This window comes from Desulfosoma sp. (assembly GCA_037481875.1).
GTDB lineage: Bacteria > Desulfobacterota > Syntrophobacteria > Syntrophobacterales > DSM-9756 > Desulfosoma.
Genome location: JBBFKY010000007.1, coordinates 50509 through 68528 on the forward strand (window position 1 = coordinate 50509; position 18020 = coordinate 68528).

At 54.1% G+C, this 18020-nt stretch carries 15 protein-coding genes; 5 read left to right on the forward strand and 10 right to left on the reverse strand.

Annotated elements, in window-relative coordinates:
- Positions 1 to 352: 352 nt before the first annotated feature.
- From murI to WHS46_10445, 3 genes are all read right to left on the reverse strand, one after another.
- Entirely contained in the window at positions 353 to 1165 is an 813-nt protein-coding gene (gene murI / locus WHS46_10435) for a glutamate racemase (GenBank protein ID MEJ5349087.1), read from the reverse strand.
- 197 nt (positions 1166 to 1362) lie between these two features.
- A complete protein-coding gene (locus tag WHS46_10440) occupies positions 1363 to 2112 on the reverse strand; it encodes a hypothetical protein (protein MEJ5349088.1) in 750 nt (249 codons plus the stop codon).
- Positions 2113 to 2355: 243 nt separating this feature from the next.
- On the reverse strand, positions 2356 to 3516 hold the full coding sequence (locus WHS46_10445; GenBank protein MEJ5349089.1) for an iron-containing alcohol dehydrogenase: 1161 nt from the start codon (positions 3514 to 3516) through the stop codon (positions 2356 to 2358).
- A 551-nt stretch (positions 3517 to 4067) separates the two neighbouring features.
- On the opposite strand from WHS46_10445, the gene WHS46_10450 reads away from it, so the two are divergent.
- Positions 4068 to 4733 carry a hypothetical protein gene (locus WHS46_10450; GenBank protein MEJ5349090.1) on the forward strand — a complete coding sequence of 222 codons (666 nt, stop codon included), beginning with the start codon at positions 4068 to 4070 and terminating at the stop codon, positions 4731 to 4733.
- Positions 4734 to 4789: 56 nt separating this feature from the next.
- On the opposite strand, the gene WHS46_10455 is transcribed toward WHS46_10450, so the two are convergent.
- From WHS46_10455 to WHS46_10475, 5 genes are all read right to left on the reverse strand, one after another.
- Positions 4790 to 5617 (reverse strand): DUF169 domain-containing protein, encoded by an 828-nt coding sequence (locus WHS46_10455; GenBank protein MEJ5349091.1) that lies wholly within the window; start codon positions 5615 to 5617, stop codon positions 4790 to 4792.
- A gap of 39 nt (positions 5618 to 5656) precedes the next feature.
- Positions 5657 to 6466 (reverse strand): hypothetical protein, encoded by an 810-nt coding sequence (locus WHS46_10460; GenBank protein MEJ5349092.1) that lies wholly within the window; start codon positions 6464 to 6466, stop codon positions 5657 to 5659.
- Between the two features lie 40 nt (positions 6467 to 6506).
- Positions 6507 to 6998: a YbaK/EbsC family protein gene (locus WHS46_10465; protein ID MEJ5349093.1), complete on the reverse strand. Its 492-nt coding sequence runs from the start codon at positions 6996 to 6998 to the stop codon at positions 6507 to 6509.
- 214 nt (positions 6999 to 7212) lie between these two features.
- The gene (gene pyrF / locus WHS46_10470) at positions 7213 to 7923 is read right to left on the reverse strand and encodes an orotidine-5'-phosphate decarboxylase (protein ID MEJ5349094.1); all 711 of its coding nucleotides are present in this window, start codon (positions 7921 to 7923) and stop codon (positions 7213 to 7215) included.
- Positions 7924 to 9186, reverse strand: a complete 1263-nt coding sequence (locus WHS46_10475) for a glycosyltransferase family 4 protein (GenBank protein MEJ5349095.1) — start codon at positions 9184 to 9186, stop codon at positions 7924 to 7926.
- An 83-nt stretch (positions 9187 to 9269) separates the two neighbouring features.
- Between WHS46_10475 and WHS46_10480 the strand changes: the two genes are divergently transcribed.
- From WHS46_10480 to WHS46_10490, 3 genes are read left to right on the forward strand one after another with little or no spacing between them, the layout of a single operon-like run.
- A complete protein-coding gene (locus WHS46_10480; GenBank protein MEJ5349096.1) occupies positions 9270 to 10943 on the forward strand; it encodes a hypothetical protein in 1674 nt (557 codons plus the stop codon).
- Between the two features lie 32 nt (positions 10944 to 10975).
- The gene (locus tag WHS46_10485) at positions 10976 to 11791 is read left to right on the forward strand and encodes an HAD family hydrolase (protein ID MEJ5349097.1); all 816 of its coding nucleotides are present in this window, start codon (positions 10976 to 10978) and stop codon (positions 11789 to 11791) included.
- A gap of 21 nt (positions 11792 to 11812) precedes the next feature.
- The gene (locus tag WHS46_10490) at positions 11813 to 13180 is read left to right on the forward strand and encodes a hypothetical protein (protein ID MEJ5349098.1); all 1368 of its coding nucleotides are present in this window, start codon (positions 11813 to 11815) and stop codon (positions 13178 to 13180) included.
- Here the strand turns inward: WHS46_10490 and WHS46_10495 are convergent.
- Both WHS46_10495 and WHS46_10500 read right to left on the reverse strand, forming a co-directional pair.
- On the reverse strand, positions 13140 to 14648 hold the full coding sequence (locus WHS46_10495; protein ID MEJ5349099.1) for a hypothetical protein: 1509 nt from the start codon (positions 14646 to 14648) through the stop codon (positions 13140 to 13142). The two genes, WHS46_10490 and WHS46_10495, sit on opposite strands and share 41 nt — an antisense overlap.
- A gap of 255 nt (positions 14649 to 14903) precedes the next feature.
- Positions 14904 to 17108, reverse strand: coding sequence for an ATP-dependent RecD-like DNA helicase (locus tag WHS46_10500; GenBank protein MEJ5349100.1), 2205 nt, complete (start codon positions 17106 to 17108; stop codon positions 14904 to 14906).
- Between the two features lie 95 nt (positions 17109 to 17203).
- On the opposite strand from WHS46_10500, the gene WHS46_10505 reads away from it, so the two are divergent.
- Positions 17204 to 17440, forward strand: a complete 237-nt coding sequence (locus tag WHS46_10505; GenBank protein MEJ5349101.1) for a hypothetical protein — start codon at positions 17204 to 17206, stop codon at positions 17438 to 17440.
- The last annotated feature ends 580 nt before the right edge of the window (positions 17441 to 18020 follow it).

The following is an 18020-nucleotide window of genomic DNA, read 5'->3' on the forward strand; positions in this document are numbered from 1 at the left end:
TGTTCGTCATAAAACGTTGCCAGACAGGTGACCAGACGTGCCTCGCACACAGTTGATCCGCCGCGTCGTCAAGACTTTGAAAGCACGTGTGATAGTTGGATGGAACCTGAAACGGGTTTGCCGAATTGTTCAGACTCAATGGCAGAGTCTGTAGGGGCACGGCGGCGCCGTGCCCCTACAAGATTTGTCGTGAGGAATGAACCTCAAAAACACCGGGATTTGCGGCGAACACAAAACTTGGTTCACGATGGCTGCTCTACAGCCCGCCGCATTGGGGTTGATGAAGACCAGCTATACCTCTACTTCACTCGACGGCTTTGAGGGAAAACGAGAATTCGCTGTCCAAAGTGGATCACCACTTGACGACACGCACATCGAAAAGACTTCGTCCCAGAAAACGTTCTCCGATGGTTTGAAAGCGAAAGGGCACATCGGTCACATAGAAAACGTATTCGGGCAGTCTTTCTTCCGTAGCCCCCAATTCCGAAGCGAGAAGCATTTCGGCGGTCTGATCCGCCATAGCTTCGGCCGAATCCACCAACTGCACGCCAGGGCCGGCCACTTCCTGTAACAGAGGTTTTAAAAGGGGATAATGGGTACAGCCGAGGACTAAAGTGTCGATCGGATGGCAGAGCACAGGCTTGAAGTATTCCTGGGCAGTCAGGCGGGTCACCGGATGATCCAGCCATCCTTCCTCCACAAGAGGCACAAAAAGAGGGCACGCCTGTGAAAAGATGCGTACGGAAGGGTCATAGTGATGAATGGCCCGAGCATAGGCATTGCTGTTGATGGTCGCCGGAGTGCCGATGACTCCCACGTACCGAGCCCGTGTCACATTCACAGCGCATCGAGCTCCAGCGTCGATGACGTCCAACACGGGCACATGGGATCTTTCTTCCACCACATGTCGAGCCACAGCCGCCATAGTGTTGCATGCGATGATGAGAAGCTTGACCCCTCTTTGGAGTAAAAAGTCGGTGATTTCCCGAGCGAATCCACATATGGTCTCCACCGATTTCACTCCGTAAGGAACCCGGGCCGTATCCCCGAAATAAAGGATGCTTTCAAAAGGCAGCCGTTCCATGAGCGCTCGAACGACGGTGAGGCCTCCCACCCCCGAATCGAAAACCCCGATGGGCAAGTGCCGTGCCGAATCTCTTGTCACCTCTTGTCGTTCCTTTCTGCCTGCTTTCTTGTGTGCGGGAAACCTTCCATGAGCCTCCCTGCTTTCAGACATGCCGGTTGAAACAGCGAAGGGCAGGAGCACGTAGAGCGCTTGGTTTCTTGCCCGTTCCTGTGCGTCCATCACGGCCGCCGATGCGTAGATCCGTCCAAACCTTGGAGCACCTTGGATTCTTAGGATTATAGGGTCTCACCGTTAACTTCCCAGAGCACGCGCCAGACTTTTTCCACCGCCGGTGCCAGGTGCCATTCTTCGGGACGGGTGACATAGGCCTCGGCGCCTTTCGCAAACCGATAAAAATGCACGGTGCAGCCCCGATACTCCTGATCGCCTCCGTTCCATCGGACAAAATTACCCGGAAAAACACCGGCGATTTTCCAGCCTCCCTTCAAGCACCAACCCTGCGTAATATCATGCCATGTTTCACAAAAGGTCGTAAAGTATTCGGCTCCACTGCCGGCGGCAACCCTTCTTACAAACTGACGCAGTTGCGCCGTGAGCCTCTTTTGCCGAAATTCGGGAAGTGTGGTCACAAGCGAAAATTCCACCTGAAGATTCTTGTCATACTTGGTAAGGACAGATCCGCTCACCACACAACCTGCCTGCATATCTTCCAAAACAGCCATGCAGTAAACCTTGGAGACGGCATCCTGCGGCCATCGTTCCCATAAGGCCACCCAGCGATCGTATTCACCGGAATCCAGAAGGAACTCATGCGGTGAACCGTACAGTTCGGGATATCCCAAACGCCACAAGCGTGCCGCTGATTCCACCAGATCCTCACGCAGGAGAGTGACCCGATATTTTCCCGGGTCCACATCCACAGGGTCCAGCTTAGGCCACACGATCCTCTTTTCCCTTAACGGACGCGTTTGACAGGTGGTGGCCATGCGCCGATAGGGTTGTATGCCTTCCATGGAAACCGCCATGAGCCTTCTCTCCCTTTCCCCTTGTCTCACCTTGCACCCACAGGTCAAAAAGTCTATCCAAAAATTGGCAAAACCATTGCTCAGAATGACAATTGAAGGCGAAGGAGCACGGTGCACCGTGCCCCTACATCTGAAACCGTTTGTTTTTCCGAAAGCGTGTTCTTGCCGCCCGTTTCTCATGCGGGCCGAACGCCAGACCTCCAAGAAAAAGCCGTTTTCGGGCAAGCTCTTTGGGGCGTAGGTTCAGAGCGCGGCCCTGAGAACACGTTCCAGGTCCGATGCCGTCGCCCGCCGAGGATTGGTCCAAACCGTAGGATCTTCCATGGCCTGACGGGCAATCACGGGCACATCTTCCTCCTTGACACCGATCATGCCGAGGCGTTCGGGCACATGGAGCTGACGCCCAAGGTTCCGAACAACCTCAACAGCCTTTTGAACCGCTTCATCGACCGATCGCACACTTCGATGCCCGGCCAGGGTTTCTGCGATAGGCATAAGCCGTTCCGCACATGCTTCAGCATTATACTCGAGAATCCACGGCAGCAACACGGCGTTGCACAAACCATGAGGCATGTTGTAGAAGCCGCCGAGTTGATGCGCAATGGCATGGACGGCGCCGGCTCCCGCATTGTTGGTGGCCATGCCTGCAAGGTATTGAGCATAAGCCATAGCGGCTCGGGCTTGCATGTCTGTCCCCTGGGTATAGGCCCTGGGAAGATGTTCCCGAATCAGTTCCATAGCCTTCAGGGCACAGGCGTCGGTTAAAGGTGTGGCTATGCGGGAGAGATAAGCTTCCACAGCGTGTGTCAAAGCGTCCAAACCCGTGTACGCCGTAAGCTCGGGTGGAAGGCCGACCATGAGTTCCGGGTCGTTTACGGCGATATGCGGGGTGATTCGAGGATCCACTATGGTGAGTTTTGTCTTTTTTTTCACATGGGTGATGACTGCAAAACGCGTGACCTCACTGCCCGTTCCCGCCGTCGTGTTGACAGCCACAAGAGGCGGCACGGGGTTTTTGAGCTTGTTTATCCCTACAAAATCCCAAAGGACACCGTCGTGGGAGGCCATGACCGCAATGGCTTTGGCGCTGTCATGAGCACTTCCACCGCCAAGGGAAAGAATCATGTTGCAACGGTGCTCTTTGTAGTAGGCCACTCCCTGGTTCACACACTCTTCCGTGGGATTGGGAACGACACCGTCAAAAACCACCACATCTATGGTGGAAGCCATTTCCCGAAAGATCTTCAGGACCTCGTCGGCGAGACCCGCCGCCACAACACCTGGATCGGTACAGATCATTACTCGTTGAGGAGAAAAACCTTGAAGATAATTGATCAGTTTTCGCCGAGCCCCCACTCCGAAAAGACTTAGGGGCTGCCCGAAAAATTCTGCATATCGCTCCATGTTCACCATTGCCTCATCCCGAAAGTCTGTCTGACAATGCCCCCCACACCAGGAGCCCGTCCGAGAAGTCGCAATACAAAGTTGTTTAATGGCATTTCAAGGTAGGGGCGATGCGGCGCCTCACCCCTACAAACCCGAAACCGTGTCTTTTCCAAGGAGCGGGCGTCCCGCTGGCATAAATGGCGGGTCAGAGGCCCGAGCTCCCAGGAAAACAAAAGGTTTGAGTCGTAGAGGCACGGCGCGCGATGCCCTACGTCTTGGCCCGAAATGGCCCATTTTAAATGTTCGGACAAGTTCCTTGGCCGTGAGTTACAATCCGAAACGGGTCTTTTTCCACGCTCCCGTGGATGTCGTCTGTTCGTTTTGCCCCCATGCTTTCCTTCGACAAACTGCTAAAACGTGCCATGACTCCATTTCGAATGTATAAAGGTTTCTACAACAACCGGTGCCAGATCATAAGATCTTTTTGTGGTAGAATTTTGCCCTGATGCCGCTTGCCTGCGCGCCCGTTGCCGTGCTAGAGTTTCCGTAATCTTTGAGGAGTCGAAGTGATGACCGAAAAAGCCGGAATAATGGACACCGAACAAATCAAAGCCTTCGTCGAAACGCTTGTTCGCGGACAACTTAGCGCCCTTGTAGCCGAGCATGTGGCGGCTTTCGTGCAGCAAAACGAACTGAAGGCACGTGAGCTGTCGCTCGTGGAGCGCATTATCCGCGTGGAGGAAGAGCTCAAAGCACTTCGTGAAGTGCAGGCTGCCCAATTTAGCGCTGCAGAGAAACGCTTCGAAGCGATGGACAAACGCTTTGAAGCGATGGACAAACGCTTCGAAGCTCTCCAGCGTGAAATGAACGCCCGCTTCGAGGCCATGGACAAACGCTTCGAAGCGATGGACAAACGCTTTGAAGCTCTCCAGCGTGAAATGAACGCCCGCTTCGAGGCCATGGACAAACGCTTTGAAGCGATGGACAAACGCTTCGAAGCTCTCCAGCGCGAAATGAACGCCCGCTTCGAGGCCATGGACAAACGCTTTGAAGCTCTCCAGCGCGAAATGATCGCCCGCTTCGAGGCGATGGACAAACGCTTTGAAGCTCTCCAGTGCGAAATGATCGCCCGCTTCGAGGCCATGGATAAACGCTTTACGCAGCTGCAATGGACCATGGGCATTGGTTTTATGCTGATTGTTTCATTTATGAGCGCCCTGAAGTTTCTCGGGTAATTTCGTCTTCGATTGAATCTTCTTCCCAGTCTTCCTGAGAATGTCCGGCTTTATTATCAAGGTTTTTCAGGGTCAAAGAGGCGCAAGCGAGCCGCTGTTTCTTTGTAGGGAGCGGGGAATTCCGGTTCGAAATTCTGGTAGAAAGTCACGGGATAACGGGCACCGATGACTTTACCGGCTTCCTTAAGCCCCGTGGCCACGCTAGGCAGGAGCCCTCCAGGAAAAGCCACCACAAGCTCATCGTCCTGAGTCATGGAAAAAATGCGGTCCCCCATACCTGGAATGGCCAGCCGAGGTGCCTTTAAAGCGTAAGGGGCATACAGGGTCTGCAGGCATTCCACTTTGCCGCCGAAGGATCCGGTGACCGAGGCGCACGGCGCCTGACCTTCTGAACCGCCGTGACCGCAATAGGTCAAAGCCTGCACCAGACGCATGGCCTGAGCCGGATTACAGTAGACAGCAACGGTGTGCGGTTCCTCAGGCGCTTTGGCCAGGGGCGTAAGCAGAATCCCATGAACGGCACCTTCCGGAACACAAGTCATGGCTTGCCGTTGAACCTCAGCCACCTCAGAGTTGGAAGCAAAACCGACCGCCTGCATGAGCTGCTTCATTTCTTCATCACGGTTTGAAGCCCCGCTCATGCCCCACCCCAAAAGCGCCGGAACACAAATGATGTCTTCCTTTTTGAGGCCCACGGTCCAGCCGTAGAGGCGCGCCATGGTGATACCCTGGCAAATGGTCACCCTTTTCTTCAAGAAAATCCTAGGGCGACGCGTCTTTTCCGGAAAATCGTCACCCTCGGCGAGAAAGAAGACCGCCAGGGGCAAGCTTCTGGGCTTCAAAGCTTCTTGAATCATGGCCTGCAACGCCGCGTAATCCAGCATCCTGTGCCCTCCTTCTGGTTAAGGTTAGGTGAACATGGCTCACCAGTGAGACCATCGCGCTGGAAAGATTTCCTTGGGCGCCGTGGGAAACCGCTTCATTAACTTTTGATAGTACCTCTTGGGATCGTCACAATCCGGATCATCGGCGCAATCACCGCAACAGGGACGTACCTCGCGGACAACCCACTCCCCTTGAACCTTCTGCAGCAGAGCATCTATAGGTTCAAAACCGCTCGTGCCATCCTTACTGCGCGGCTCGGTTTCAATCCAGACCCAGTCGTTTTGATGGCCGAAGTGGGTGACCCAAAAGACGAGGTCACAACAGTATGGTGGAACACCCACTAGGGTTCGAAGTACAGCGAGCTGTTCTTTGGAAACCTCGGGGAAAATCGCTGGGGAAGCATCGGGAAACTTGAGCCGCATTCGGGCGTAAAGCCAATTTCGAAGATCGAGACACTGTGCCGGCTTTTCGTCACAGACCACGCCATCCGGCTGAATGATGGCTAACAATTTCCACGAGCCGTCTTCGTTGTGCAGAAGCCCGCAGAATCGCCGCCCATACTTCTGGTCCCGGGCCTCGACCCAAGCCCAGGCGTTTTGTATCCTGATCCAATCCACCAAAAACCGGACCGGCTCGTCATAGTGAATCCCCACATTATTCCGAAGGTATTGAAAGCCGGCATGGTGGTTTTGAGGAAAGTTCTGCAGGCCCAATCTGAAAGCATTGAGGACGGCTCGACGTTCCGTACTTCCAGGACCGGGGGTGTAAGGCTTCTCGGCGGCAGACCACTCCGACAAAATCCCAAGAAGCATCCACAAACACAGTGCCGGAATACCGATGGGTCTCATGAGCCCCCTCCAGCGTGGAGTCACGCAAAAGGGACCATTCTTAGCCGGAATTTTCCCCGTTTTGCTCGAAGGCATCGGAAACGGCCACTTCCGTGCCGCCGGTGATGGTCAAAAGCTGATCCACAGTGATGGGCACCGCCGAACGGTCATTACCCGCCGCCGCATAGACGCAAGGAAATTGGCGCATGGAGGCATCGATGAGAATTTTGACCGATTTCGGCAAGAGAAAGGGACAGACCCCACCAGGAGCGTAGCCCGTGTAGTGTAAAACCTCATCCTGTCCCGGAAGACGCACCTTGCCCTTGAGACCTGTGACTTGTTTGAGTCGAGATCCCTTGATGCGACGGTCTCCACACGTGACCACCACCACGGGTTGATCTCCCACGAGAAAGAGTATACTTTTGGCGATTTCCGCCACGGAGCATCCTACGGCTTTGGCCGCCGTTTCCGATGTGGGAGTCAATTCCTGAAATTCCCAGACCTCAATGCCGTGCTGTTTCAAAAAAGCCTTCACGTCCGAAATGGTGGGCATGGATGTCACTTCCTTCTCAAAAAATGTGTCCGCCCCAAAAATGTCCCGGGGGCCTTTTACGGGCGCACAGACCGTTGCCCCGTCCAATCCAAAACATGCATCGGTGCGCCTTTACGGAACATGTATCCGTGACCTCAACAACACATGGATCGGTGTGGCTCGACACGAGGCAGCCCATGTGTCACGCTTCCCGCATAAAAGAACGCCTCTCGTATCAAACGGACGCCCGTTCCTGTAATCCTCTTTCGATCTGATCGAAAATCTGCTTCACCAGTCCTTCGGGGTCGGCGGCATCCCGAATAGGACGGCCCACCACAATGTGATCCGCTCCCGAGGCAAAAGCCTCTCGAGCATCCACGGTTCTTTTTTGATCGTCCACATTGGCGACCGGGCGAATGCCGGGAGCCACCAACAAGAGGCGGTCTTTCACTTCGCGACGTAGCCGCGGGATTTCCAGTCCTGAAGAAATCAGCCCATCGCAGCCCAGAGCCAACGCCCTTCGGGCTCGAGACAACACGAGATCTTCCACGGAACAGGCAAAACCCAGGTCCTGGAGGTCTCCCTGATCCAAACTGGTCAGGGCGGTCACAGCCAAAATTTTCACATCACCCTTGGCTTCCACAGCGGCTCGAAGCATGGCGTCGTTGCCATGCACCGTGGTAAAGCTCACACTTCTCTTGGCAATCTGGACCATGGCTCGCCGAACCGTCTCCGGCACATCAAACAGCTTCAGATCCAAAAAGACCTTGGCGCCTCGGTTTTGAATCCATTCCACAATGGGAAAGCCGCCTGCAAGGAACAGTTCAAACCCCACCTTGAAAAAGCCGACCAACCCATTGAGCCGCTCCACCCACGCTTTGGCGTTTTCAGGCGACGGCACATCCAGAGCAAAAATCAACCTTTCACGCAAAGGAACGGTTTTCACCTACACCTCCATGCCAAAGAAGTTCATAAGCAGAAAATTCAATCGTCGTCGTAGCACCCCATAGGAAAAATGCCTTTTGGCCAAAAGGTAATTGTGTTCCACCATGGACTGTCTACGTTCGTCTGACTTCAAAACATCGCGAATCTTCGAAATGAGCCGGCGACCAACATAACCGTCCATAATCAAAAGATCAAAGCCCAAGGGTTCAATATCGCGCACAAATGTAGCGTAGCGGTTCACCACGAGAGGCTTACGGAAATAGATGGCTTCCAAAAACGCGTTCCCAAATCCTTCGTAGAGGCTTGGGTATGTGATAAGGTCTGCATGAGGATAAATGTCCCACAGTGTGATTCGGTCCGTGGGCGATGCCACTTCCACCCAGGGATCCACCACATGGGTGCCCATAAAGTGGAGAGACACTCCATGCTCGCGGGCATGGCTCTGCAACCAGGAAGCATATTCCGGATCCCCTTCTTCTGCGTGATGCGTGATCAGCAACCGGTAATGCAGGTCTTTGAGCGCCGCGGCAATTTCAATCGCGTATTCGATGCCCTTGCGTCGAATGATGCGCGTGGGTTGCACGATGAGCTTATCCTCGGCACCGAGCCCGATCATGCAGCGTAACGTCTCACCCATTTGCGGGTTTGGCTGCGGCGGATGATCGAAATCCAAAACGTTCGGAATGACAAAAGAAGACACCCCTCTTCGATGGGCCAGGTCTTCATGGGCCGCCGAACTGATAACCACGTGCTGGATGGTGGGTAACACGGGAGGAAAAGCCATCAGGAGAAAATCCTGCACGCAGTTGACGGCGCAACGGCTTTGTTCCCAGTAGAATTCATGGTGATGCGCAATGGTTGGGATTTTTCTTTCCGCAATAAGCTCCGTAAGGGCCAGCCCCAAAGGGATGTGTAGCGGGCTGGCTAAAGCGTTTTCCACGATGAGAAGCTGAATATCAAAATTTCGAAGAAAATAGGCCAGTTTTTCCTTGAGCACGGCCCGGTAATCGTGAATCCTTTGCGTCAGCTCCTGAGAACGCATCTCACGACCAAAGGCTTCCGCCTGAATCCTTTGGTTTTCCGGATGAAGAAAATGGGCTTCCGACACCACCATGGCACGCGAAGGATCCTTGTGCACTTCACCTGCGCACCAAAAACACTCGTGTCCGGATTCTTTAAAGATTTCAGCCCACTTACCTGCTTCCATGGTGACGCCGTCGGCGCCTGTAAACCGAGTGGAGACAAAACCGATATGAAGGGCCATGAAAAAGCTCCTGATCGAATGAGAGGTTGAACCGAAAGCAAAATTGTGCACATACTTGACAGAAAAGGCAAGGACGGTTCATCATGACGCATCCACAAAACCTGGTGCTCTTTCATTACCATCTCCTGCGCGGCGGGGTGCGTACAGCCTTAATGCGAAGCCTGCAATGCCTGGCTCAGGAGGGATGGCTTGCTCATCGCAAGCTGATCCTTGCCGTAGGCCGTATCGATGGGGTTCGAAGTTTTGCCCATTCCCTGAAAACCTTGGTCGCCGACGTGGAAGTTATCGTGGACGAACGGCTGGACTATCGAGACGCCCCATGGCCTGATGAAAAATCTTTTCGAAAGGAAGTGCTCGCTCTACGGGATGCCATGCTGGCATGGGGTGGTGAATCGGCGATCTTTTGGTTACACAACCCCACCCTAGGAAAGAATCCCGCGGTCACCGCCGCATGGAAGGAAGCGGCTGAAAAAGCCTGGACCGACGGGCTTGATCACCGTTTTCTTTACCACATTCATGATTTTCCCGAATGCGGACGCGTGGAAAACATGGTGCGGCTCCACCGGTGCTGGAAACACGGCGGCCTGCAAGATTTTTATCCTCAGGTGCCCAACACAGCCTATGCCGTACTCAACTCCACGGACGGATCCAGGCTTCTTTCTTGCGGCCTTTCTTCCTCTCGCGTGTTCTGGCTTCCCAATGTGCTCCTTCCTCCCACGGATCCTCGCCCTGTTCTAACCCCTTCCAGAAGGCGGGCGGTGGCCACCGCTTTGAGCCGCTACGCCATGGAAAATCATTACGTCTTTGACCCTGATCGACCTCAATGGCTTCTTCCCATTCGGCTAATCCGACGAAAAAACGTGCTGGAAGCCTTGTTTTTGGCCTCCCTACAGCCCCTGGCGCCTCAAGTCCTTATCACTTTGGATGCCACATCAGCTCAGGAAAAACCTTACGCGGACCAGGTCAAAAGATGTGTCCGTGAAAACCGGCTTCTGTGCGTCATTGGTTTTGGGAGCGACCTGGTGGGGACGGCTTTTTCTTTTGAAGAGCTTATGGCTTGGAGCGACACCGTGGTCACCACATCTCTGATGGAAGGCTTCGGCTTTGCTTTTCTGGAAGGGCCCCTTTTGGGACGCCCTCTTCTTGGACGCAATCTCGCCGAAGTTACTACGGATTTCGCCGAAGCCGGGTTTCCCGTAAAGCCTCTCTATGAAGAACTTCCCGTGGAACTGGAACCATCGCATCGATCACGTTTGCAAATGCATGGAAGTCGTTTCGCCGAATTTTATCGGCGCACGATTCCCACACTTACCAAGGAAGACACGGACCGATTCCTTGCACGCCTGGACACGGTGTATGGAAACAGTAAGGTAGATTTCGGTATGTTGGACTTTGCCGCACAAAAAGACCTGCTCAAAAGGGCGCTACAAGGGGAACTCAAGAAGGATTTTCAAAAGATTTTGGGGACGGTACTGCTTAATGAAGCCACGCTGACATCCTTTTTCGTTGAATTTGGTCCCACGGCCCATGCCCGTCGGCTGATAGAAGCCTTTGAGGCGCTCTGGAAACAGCCCTTCGAAAAGGCGGTATCACAACAGAACGAAAAACCTTGGGAAAAGGATGAATCGCAAGCCTTGGTTTTGCAAAAAGCTTCCCAAAAGACAACTTTTATAGGTCCACGGCGTGGGCTGGGGTCATGCCTGACGGCACTCTTTTTTGACCCCGTCTACCAAAGGCCTTTGTTCGGAGGTTGGTAATGGAGCGATGGCGGGCTTGGATGGAAGCTCACGTGAGTCGTATCCCGATCCCCACGCCGAAATCGGGTCCGGTGCCGCATTTCCATCCCAAACCTCAAGTCATCTTGTTTGATGTGTACGGCACTCTTGTGGCGGCTCGTTATGGAGATTTGGAGGAACAGATGCGCCGAAACCTGGCGCAGGAAAGCTTCATGAAAACAGCTCGGTTTTTCGGCTTTTCAGAAAAGTCCGGGTTCTTGTGGGCGGACCTTTTTTGCCGAGCCGTCATGGAAGAACATGAACACGCTCGGGCGATTGGAATCTCAAGACCCGAAATCTTGGTGGAAGAAATCTGGAAGAAACTGATGCACAGCGTCCCTGAGGCGCCAAACCCGGAGCCTCATCCCATGGATGTGGCCATGTATCGAGAACTGGTGGCTAACCCTGTGGCTCCCTATGAAGGGGTGGCCGAAATGCTCAAAGCTTTGCGGCGTCGAGGCTACCTTTTAGGCTTGGCATCCAACGCTCAGTTTTACACACGGGCCATTTTGGAATATATTCTTGAATCCCCGTTGGATGCGGTTTTTGATGCGCGCTGGACTTTCTTTTCCTATGAATTAGGTTTTGCCAAACCGGATCCTCATTTTTTTCGTATTATCGCGACACGCGCTCGCCGCTTCAGCCTGGAGCCTCAGGCCGTGCTCATGGTGGGAAATGATCCCTTCAATGACATGGAAGCCGCTACAGTCCACGGCCTGCAAGCGGTGCTGTTTCTTCCCGTGACGGCGGCATCCCCACAAAGTTCCCGCTGGGGAGGGCCGTGCCTGCACCGGTTCGACACCTTGGTGCAGGCCTTGGCAAACGGCTGATATGCTTCAAAGGAGCCTCTTATGTCCAACTTTGCGCAAAAGCATACAAAAATCGCGACCTTTTATCTCCTGACTTCCGACAATCCCCGAATGAAGGAGGAACTCATTCAGCATTCCCGGTGGAAGAAAACGGTTCTGGTCATTCCTTTGCTGGCAACCGAATTCACCGACCCGGAAAACCGACCGGTTTTTGAAAACATTTTGGATGAACTTCAAGGGGCTCCGTACATTTCCCGCATTCTCTTCGGGTTGGATGCCGCGACGGAAGAAGAAGCCCGTGAGCTGTGGAGTATGGTTCGTAGCCGTAAGCTCCATAACAGCCTGATCGTGCATAACGATGGGCCGGGTTTTCGAGGCATTTACAATCAGCTGTCCCAAGCCGGCTTTGCGCTGGATGTGCGAGGCAAAGGCCGAAACATGTTCTTGTCTTTCGGCATCGCCCTGGCTTTGGGCGCTCAAACCGTGGCTTTGTTGGACGCGGATATCCGCACCTTTAACTGCGACCAGCTGGACCGGCTCATCTATCCTGTGCAGGTCCTTAACTACCAATTCTCCAAAGCCTTCTATGCTCGACTTAAGAACGGCGAACTTTACGGCCGTGTCAAACGGCTTCTTCTGGACCCTCTGCTCATCGCCCTCAAACGCAAATTCACTGAAAGCCAGGAAGAAAAGGTTCTACGCCTTGTGGACTTTCTGCTTACCTTTAACTACCAGCTTTCGGGTGAAGTGGTCTTTGACATGAGCCTTCTCAAGCGCATGCATTTCGCCATGAACTGGGGTGTGGAAATCTTTACGCTTATTGAAGTTTACCGCAAGGCCAACAACATCGCGCAGGTGGAAATTTCACATGAACCCTTTGACCACAAACATCAGCCCGTTTCGCCCGATGACAAGGATCGAGGCCTGCATAAGATGGCCATCGACATTGTGACCACCCTGTTGAGCGCTCTCGTAATCGAAGAAGGCTTGGAAATTTCCGATCATTTCATTCGGGATCTGACCTTGACCTACCTCAACGTGGCCGACAACCTTATCAAGATGTATTCGGACAACGCCGCGTTTTGCGGCCTGGACTACGACCCGGATCGCGAAGAAGAAATGGTTCACGGTGTCTTTAAAAACGCCATTCTGTATGCCGGAGACCTGCTGTTGGCTCCGTATCGGTTGGCCGATCGTTTCGTTTCCTTTGTGGGAAGCCAACCTGCGTTTCAACCTTACGTGGCTTCAGGCCTCATACAAACCATTCATGAGTGCGCTCAGAACGCCCGCACCCAACTCTTTGAAACCCCGCAAACCATGTCCTGGGATCGGGTTCTTCGCAAGATTCCTGGCATCATTTACGACATCATCAACGTGGTGGAGGATGAAAAGCAGAAGTACGCCGATTAATCTCATCCAGAATGGCCCGTCTTCCTCGGTAAAAGGAGAGAGCCATGGATTCCACCACCGCGTCTACTTCTTCTCGGTAAAACCTTTCGGCTTCTTCTGGGGGGACACCAAGCTTTTTTTGCAAGGCACGCACTGCTCCGTAAGTGTTTGCCCCTAGGCGTTCGAGCTTTTCCCGGCAAAATTCCAAAAAAGCTGCGGTATAGAGGTAGCTAAGGCAGTCCTTGACAGCACCCACGTCTCGAACGGCCAGTAGATGGCCTAGACATTCATAGAGTAGCCGTATCCAAAAGTCCCGAGTCACCCCCAGAAACAAAACAGGATCGCTGTCGTGTGTCGAAGCGTTCTCGAGAGCCCGCACACGGTGGTGTATGTCGAGAAACGTTTTCGGGTTTAGGGTTTGTTTCATGGCCTCTTCATAGCGCGCAAAACCGGAAAGAAGCGTGTGCCGCTTTCGGTCCACGTCAAAAACATCCGTATACCCAGGGTCGATAAAAGCAATGCCGGTCTTTTCCGGTCCCCAGGTGACAGGGCGTCCCAGGGGTTCCTGAGAAACCAAGAGTCGAGAAATCCTGCCATCCAGATCTTCGTAGTGAAGCAGGCGGTTCAGAGCGGACCCGATGACTTCTCCGGGCATCACGGAGAGCTTCGCTTCATCGGTGATGTCATGAAGTTTGGCTCCTAGATAGACTTCGTAAACGACCGTTTCAGGATCCGCAATGCTGTCAAAGGTAGTGGCAATGTCAGTGCCGTAGCGGCGACGAGCATCGTCCCAGAGAGCTTTCCGTTCATGCTGCACGGCCCCGGCTGAAAGCACGATATCCCCGGAAATACCCCCGGGCACGTAACAGCCCATGAGCGTGGTGAGAGGCCCCACGATGAAGCGTGTCAAGGAAGCGTCCACGAAATGGCGCGCGTAACGGGCGGTGATGAAAAAATGCCGATTCGGCCACATGGATCGATGTTCCCTGATCACGGCAGCAAAGGTTCGAAACCACGGGTGAAAATCGTTTCTCAAGTCCCCGTCCAGAAGAATGAGCGTCTGCATGGCCGGGCAATGGGCCGTTTCATCAAAAAGGAGTTTGAGAGCGCTTCCCTTCCCGGGCGTGCGATCTCCTTGGTAGCCGTCATAGGGTGTGGCGACCACAAGGAGCCGAGCTCGAGAAGAGGCGTCCAGGGTTTGAAGGAACTCGACGGCGGCAGAAAGAGCCGCATCCAAGGTGGAGGTATCCGGGGACTGAAGCGTACAGGTGCCGTCGGAAACCACAAAGGCGATGCGTTCGGTGGGAAAGGCGGCCAAAGCCGCCTCCATACCCCGACGCAGTTCCGAACCGATGTTATCCGCATTGCGAAAGGTGGGATGTCCCACCACATGGGCAGGATCAAACCGGGCCAGAAGGGAACCCAGGGATCCTGCCTGGACGGGAAAGGTGCCACGAAAGACATGAGGGGCCAGCTCGTTTAAAGGCATGATGCTTTCTCCATATTTCTAAGGCATCGTGAGCGTAGATGTGCACCGGTGTGTGTGCCGCTCACTCGGACCCCGTTGCCGGTTTGTGGGGCGGACACATCGGTCCATCCCTACACGGTGATGACGTAACGATCAAGGCCATGGATGCGCCAAGGTGTGCTGTTGGCAGGGGCGGACACATCGGTCCGCCCCTATAGGGTGGTGACTTAACGGGGTGTCCATCGAGGTCTTCCTTAGAAGTATCTAGGTCGGTCCTTATCGCCCCGAGGCAGGCAAGCCTCGATTCAAACGATGCGCCAGCAGTGTGTAGCGCTCTTGGATACGGTTGTTGCGCACCGCCATGGCCAAAGCCTTACGAGAACCTACCAGCACCACAAGCTTTTTCCCTCGGGTTACAGCCGTGTACAGAAGATTACGCTGAAGCATGACGTAATGCTGGGTCACCAGAGGAACCACCACCACCGGGTATTCGCTTCCTTGAGATTTATGGACACTCACAGCATAAGCGTGGGTAATCTCGTCCAGTTCAGAAAAATCGTAGGTTACCAGCCGGCCGTCGATTCGAACGCGTAGTTCTTGGTTTTCTTCGTCCACCGCATGAATACGGCCCACATCCCCGTTAAAAACTTCCTTGTCGTAATTGTTGCGAACCTGCATGACCTTGTCGCCCACACGATACACTTTTCCGGCGCGTTCCACAGCCCGGCCCTTGGGGTTCAAGGCCTTTTGCAGCACCTCGTTCAATCGCTGCGCTCCCACGACCCCTCGATGCATGGGGCTCAGAACCTGAATGTCGTCCACTGGGTTCAAACGAAATCGTTTCGGTATGCGGCTCACACACAATTCCACCACAAGACCCAGGACTTCTTCCGGATCATCCTTTTCGATGAAATAGAAATCCGAAAGTTTGTCCTTTTGGGTACTGCCATTGATTGGAAACAATCCTTCCCGAATCCGATGGGCGTTGACCACAATGAGACTTTTTTGTGCCTGCCGAAAGATCTCCGTCAGGCGCACGACGGGAAAAGCCTCGGAGGCGATGATGTCCTGCAAAACGTTTCCGGCACCGACAGAAGGCAGCTGATCCACGTCCCCTACAAAGATGACCGTGGTTTTGGGGGCGACGGCCTTAAGAAGATGATGAGCCAACAAGGCGTCCAGCATGGAAGCTTCATCCACGATAAGGCAATCGGCCGTGAGAGGTTTCTGTTCGTTCCGCTGGAAACCTCCAGCCGCCGGACTGAATTCCAAAAGGCGATGGATAGTCGCGGCTTCCCGGCCTGTGGCTTCACTCAGTCGCTTGGCCGCACGCCCCGTAGGAGCGGCCAGGGCCACGCGAGCCCCTAGAGCCCTGTAAGCAGCACAGATGGCTCGAACCAGAGTGGTCTTACCTGTTCCGGGGCCTCCGGTGATGACCAGAACCTTTTCCGTCAGGGCTTTGCGAACGGCCTCCAACTGTAATGGAGCCAATGGAAACGGCAACCGAGATGTTATATCCGTAAGGATCTGATTGATGGTACTTGAAGAAAACCGCTTGGCAAGAAAGGCAATCGAAGCCAATCGGGCAGCCGTTTGGGTTTCTGCCGTGTAGTAGCCTCGAAGATACACGACCTCTCTGTCCCCCATCGCCTGGGCCATTGTATCGGTCAATTTTTCCACAATCACTCGGCCATCAGCCGCTAACGCCTGCAGTCCCTGTTCCAAGACCTCGCGGGAGGATTCAAGAAGCTTTTCGGCCTCCGCCAGAAGCCGGTTTCGAGGTAGACACACATGGCCCTCGTCGGTCGCATGAAACAACACATAATGGAGCCCGGCTTCGGCGCGCCGCACCGAATCACGGCTGAATCCCAAGCTCTGGGCGATCTTGTCCGCCGTGACAAACCCGATCCCGGACACCTCCATGGCCAGCCGATAAGGGTTTTCCTGAAGCACCTTGAGGGATTCCTGACCGTACTGTTTAAAGATGCGTGTGGCATGGGTTGCACTTACACCATGGGTTTTCAGAAAAATCATCACTTCACGGATTTCTTTTTGATCATCCCATGCCTTGATGATGCCGCTCAGGCGTTTCGGCCCGATCCCTTCCACTTCAAGAAGTCGTTTAGGTTCACGCTCAATCACATCCAGGGTAGCCGATCCAAAGGTTTTCACGATACGCTTGGCCATTTCGGGTCCGATACCCTTGATAAGCCCGGAACCCAAGTACTTACGGATACCTTCCACCGTGTCGGGAGTGAGCGTCTCATATTGATCCACGCGAAACTGTTCGCCGTACTTGGGATGACGCGTCCAGGAACCATGAAGACGCAGCACCTCGCCGGGTGTGACCGAGACAAAGGATCCCACCACCGTCACCAGATCCCGCCGATCCCGGACTTTGAGACGGAGCACACTGTAGCCGTCTTCTTCACCGGCATAGGTGATCCGTTCCACTTGACCCTCCAAGATGTGCGTCGTCATGACGTTTTTGTTCCGTGCAAGGATTTTGACAACCAGGGCGTAATGGTTAGAATACCATTGAAATCCCCGAGATTCCAGGTAGAGGGAGGATGACCATGGCTCTGTACATAAAAACGGATGATTATCGAAAGTACGGCATCAATAAGTTTTCCACGCTGGAACAGGTGCGAGCTGTGGTCCAAAAAGAGTTTAATATTTATCCGCTTTTCGTGCGGTTCGTCAATCGGCACGAATTCATTCGTGTGGACTTCCTCAAACCTCGAGGGCGTCGCCAAAGGGGCCGTTCTCAAGACGCACGAAGCCATCGACGTCGACGCCATCGCCCACAATAAAACGCTGAAGATAAATCGATTCACCCGGCAAGTCCGCATGGATACACATGTGCATGGCACCCGAACGTAGGTTGAGCCTCTTGGGAGCGCATGTGCAACCGGTCCCATAGGTTGGACATGCACGTAGGGTAAGACCCTGTAGGGGCGCACCGGTGTGTGCGCCCCGAAAACATGCGCTGGCGGCAGTTTTTGCGACGAACCCATGGGTCGGCCCCCACTGAGTGATGGCCCATGACCTGAGAGATTGTCCGAGAACGGATGTGACCCAGGGAGCGCGGGTGTCCCGCCCGCAAAAATAGCGGGCCAGAGGCCCGCACTCTCAGGGGGAACGGCATCATTTCGGGTTTGTAGGGGGAAGGCGCCGCTTCGTCCCTACCAAATGGCATGCGATCCAACCGTCTTTGTCGTTCCTGGTCAACTTCCGTCCGTTGGGTTCGTTCTAAAAAGGGACAGGTTTGATGGGTGGACACACGGGTCCGCCCCTAACGACATGCTGCCACTAGTCCAAGCGATGAACGCTCGTCTAGGGGTAAAGGTTTGTCCCCATGACCATGGTCACATGTTGGCACATAGAGACGGA

Bases quoted from the DNA above. Each gene is read 5' to 3' on its own strand.
- WHS46_10480 (MEJ5349096.1), top strand. From the start codon at position 9,270: ATGACGCATCCACAAAACCTGGTGCTCTTTCATTACCATCTCCTGCGC.
- WHS46_10465 (MEJ5349093.1), bottom strand. From the start codon at position 6,998: ATGCCCACCATTTCGGACGTGAAGGCTTTTTTGAAACAGCACGGCATT.
- WHS46_10475 (MEJ5349095.1), bottom strand. From the start codon at position 9,186: ATGGCCCTTCATATCGGTTTTGTCTCCACTCGGTTTACAGGCGCCGAC.
- WHS46_10495 (MEJ5349099.1), bottom strand. From the start codon at position 14,648: ATGCCTTTAAACGAGCTGGCCCCTCATGTCTTTCGTGGCACCTTTCCC.
- WHS46_10445 (MEJ5349089.1), bottom strand. From the start codon at position 3,516: ATGGAGCGATATGCAGAATTTTTCGGGCAGCCCCTAAGTCTTTTCGGA.
- WHS46_10440 (MEJ5349088.1), bottom strand. From the start codon at position 2,112: ATGGCGGTTTCCATGGAAGGCATACAACCCTATCGGCGCATGGCCACC.
- WHS46_10460 (MEJ5349092.1), bottom strand. From the start codon at position 6,466: ATGAGACCCATCGGTATTCCGGCACTGTGTTTGTGGATGCTTCTTGGG.
- WHS46_10455 (MEJ5349091.1), bottom strand. From the start codon at position 5,617: ATGCTGGATTACGCGGCGTTGCAGGCCATGATTCAAGAAGCTTTGAAG.
- WHS46_10500 (MEJ5349100.1), bottom strand. From the start codon at position 17,108: ATGACGACGCACATCTTGGAGGGTCAAGTGGAACGGATCACCTATGCC.
- WHS46_10490 (MEJ5349098.1), top strand. From the start codon at position 11,813: ATGTCCAACTTTGCGCAAAAGCATACAAAAATCGCGACCTTTTATCTC.
- WHS46_10505 (MEJ5349101.1), top strand. From the start codon at position 17,204: ATGGCTCTGTACATAAAAACGGATGATTATCGAAAGTACGGCATCAAT.
- WHS46_10450 (MEJ5349090.1), top strand. From the start codon at position 4,068: ATGACCGAAAAAGCCGGAATAATGGACACCGAACAAATCAAAGCCTTC.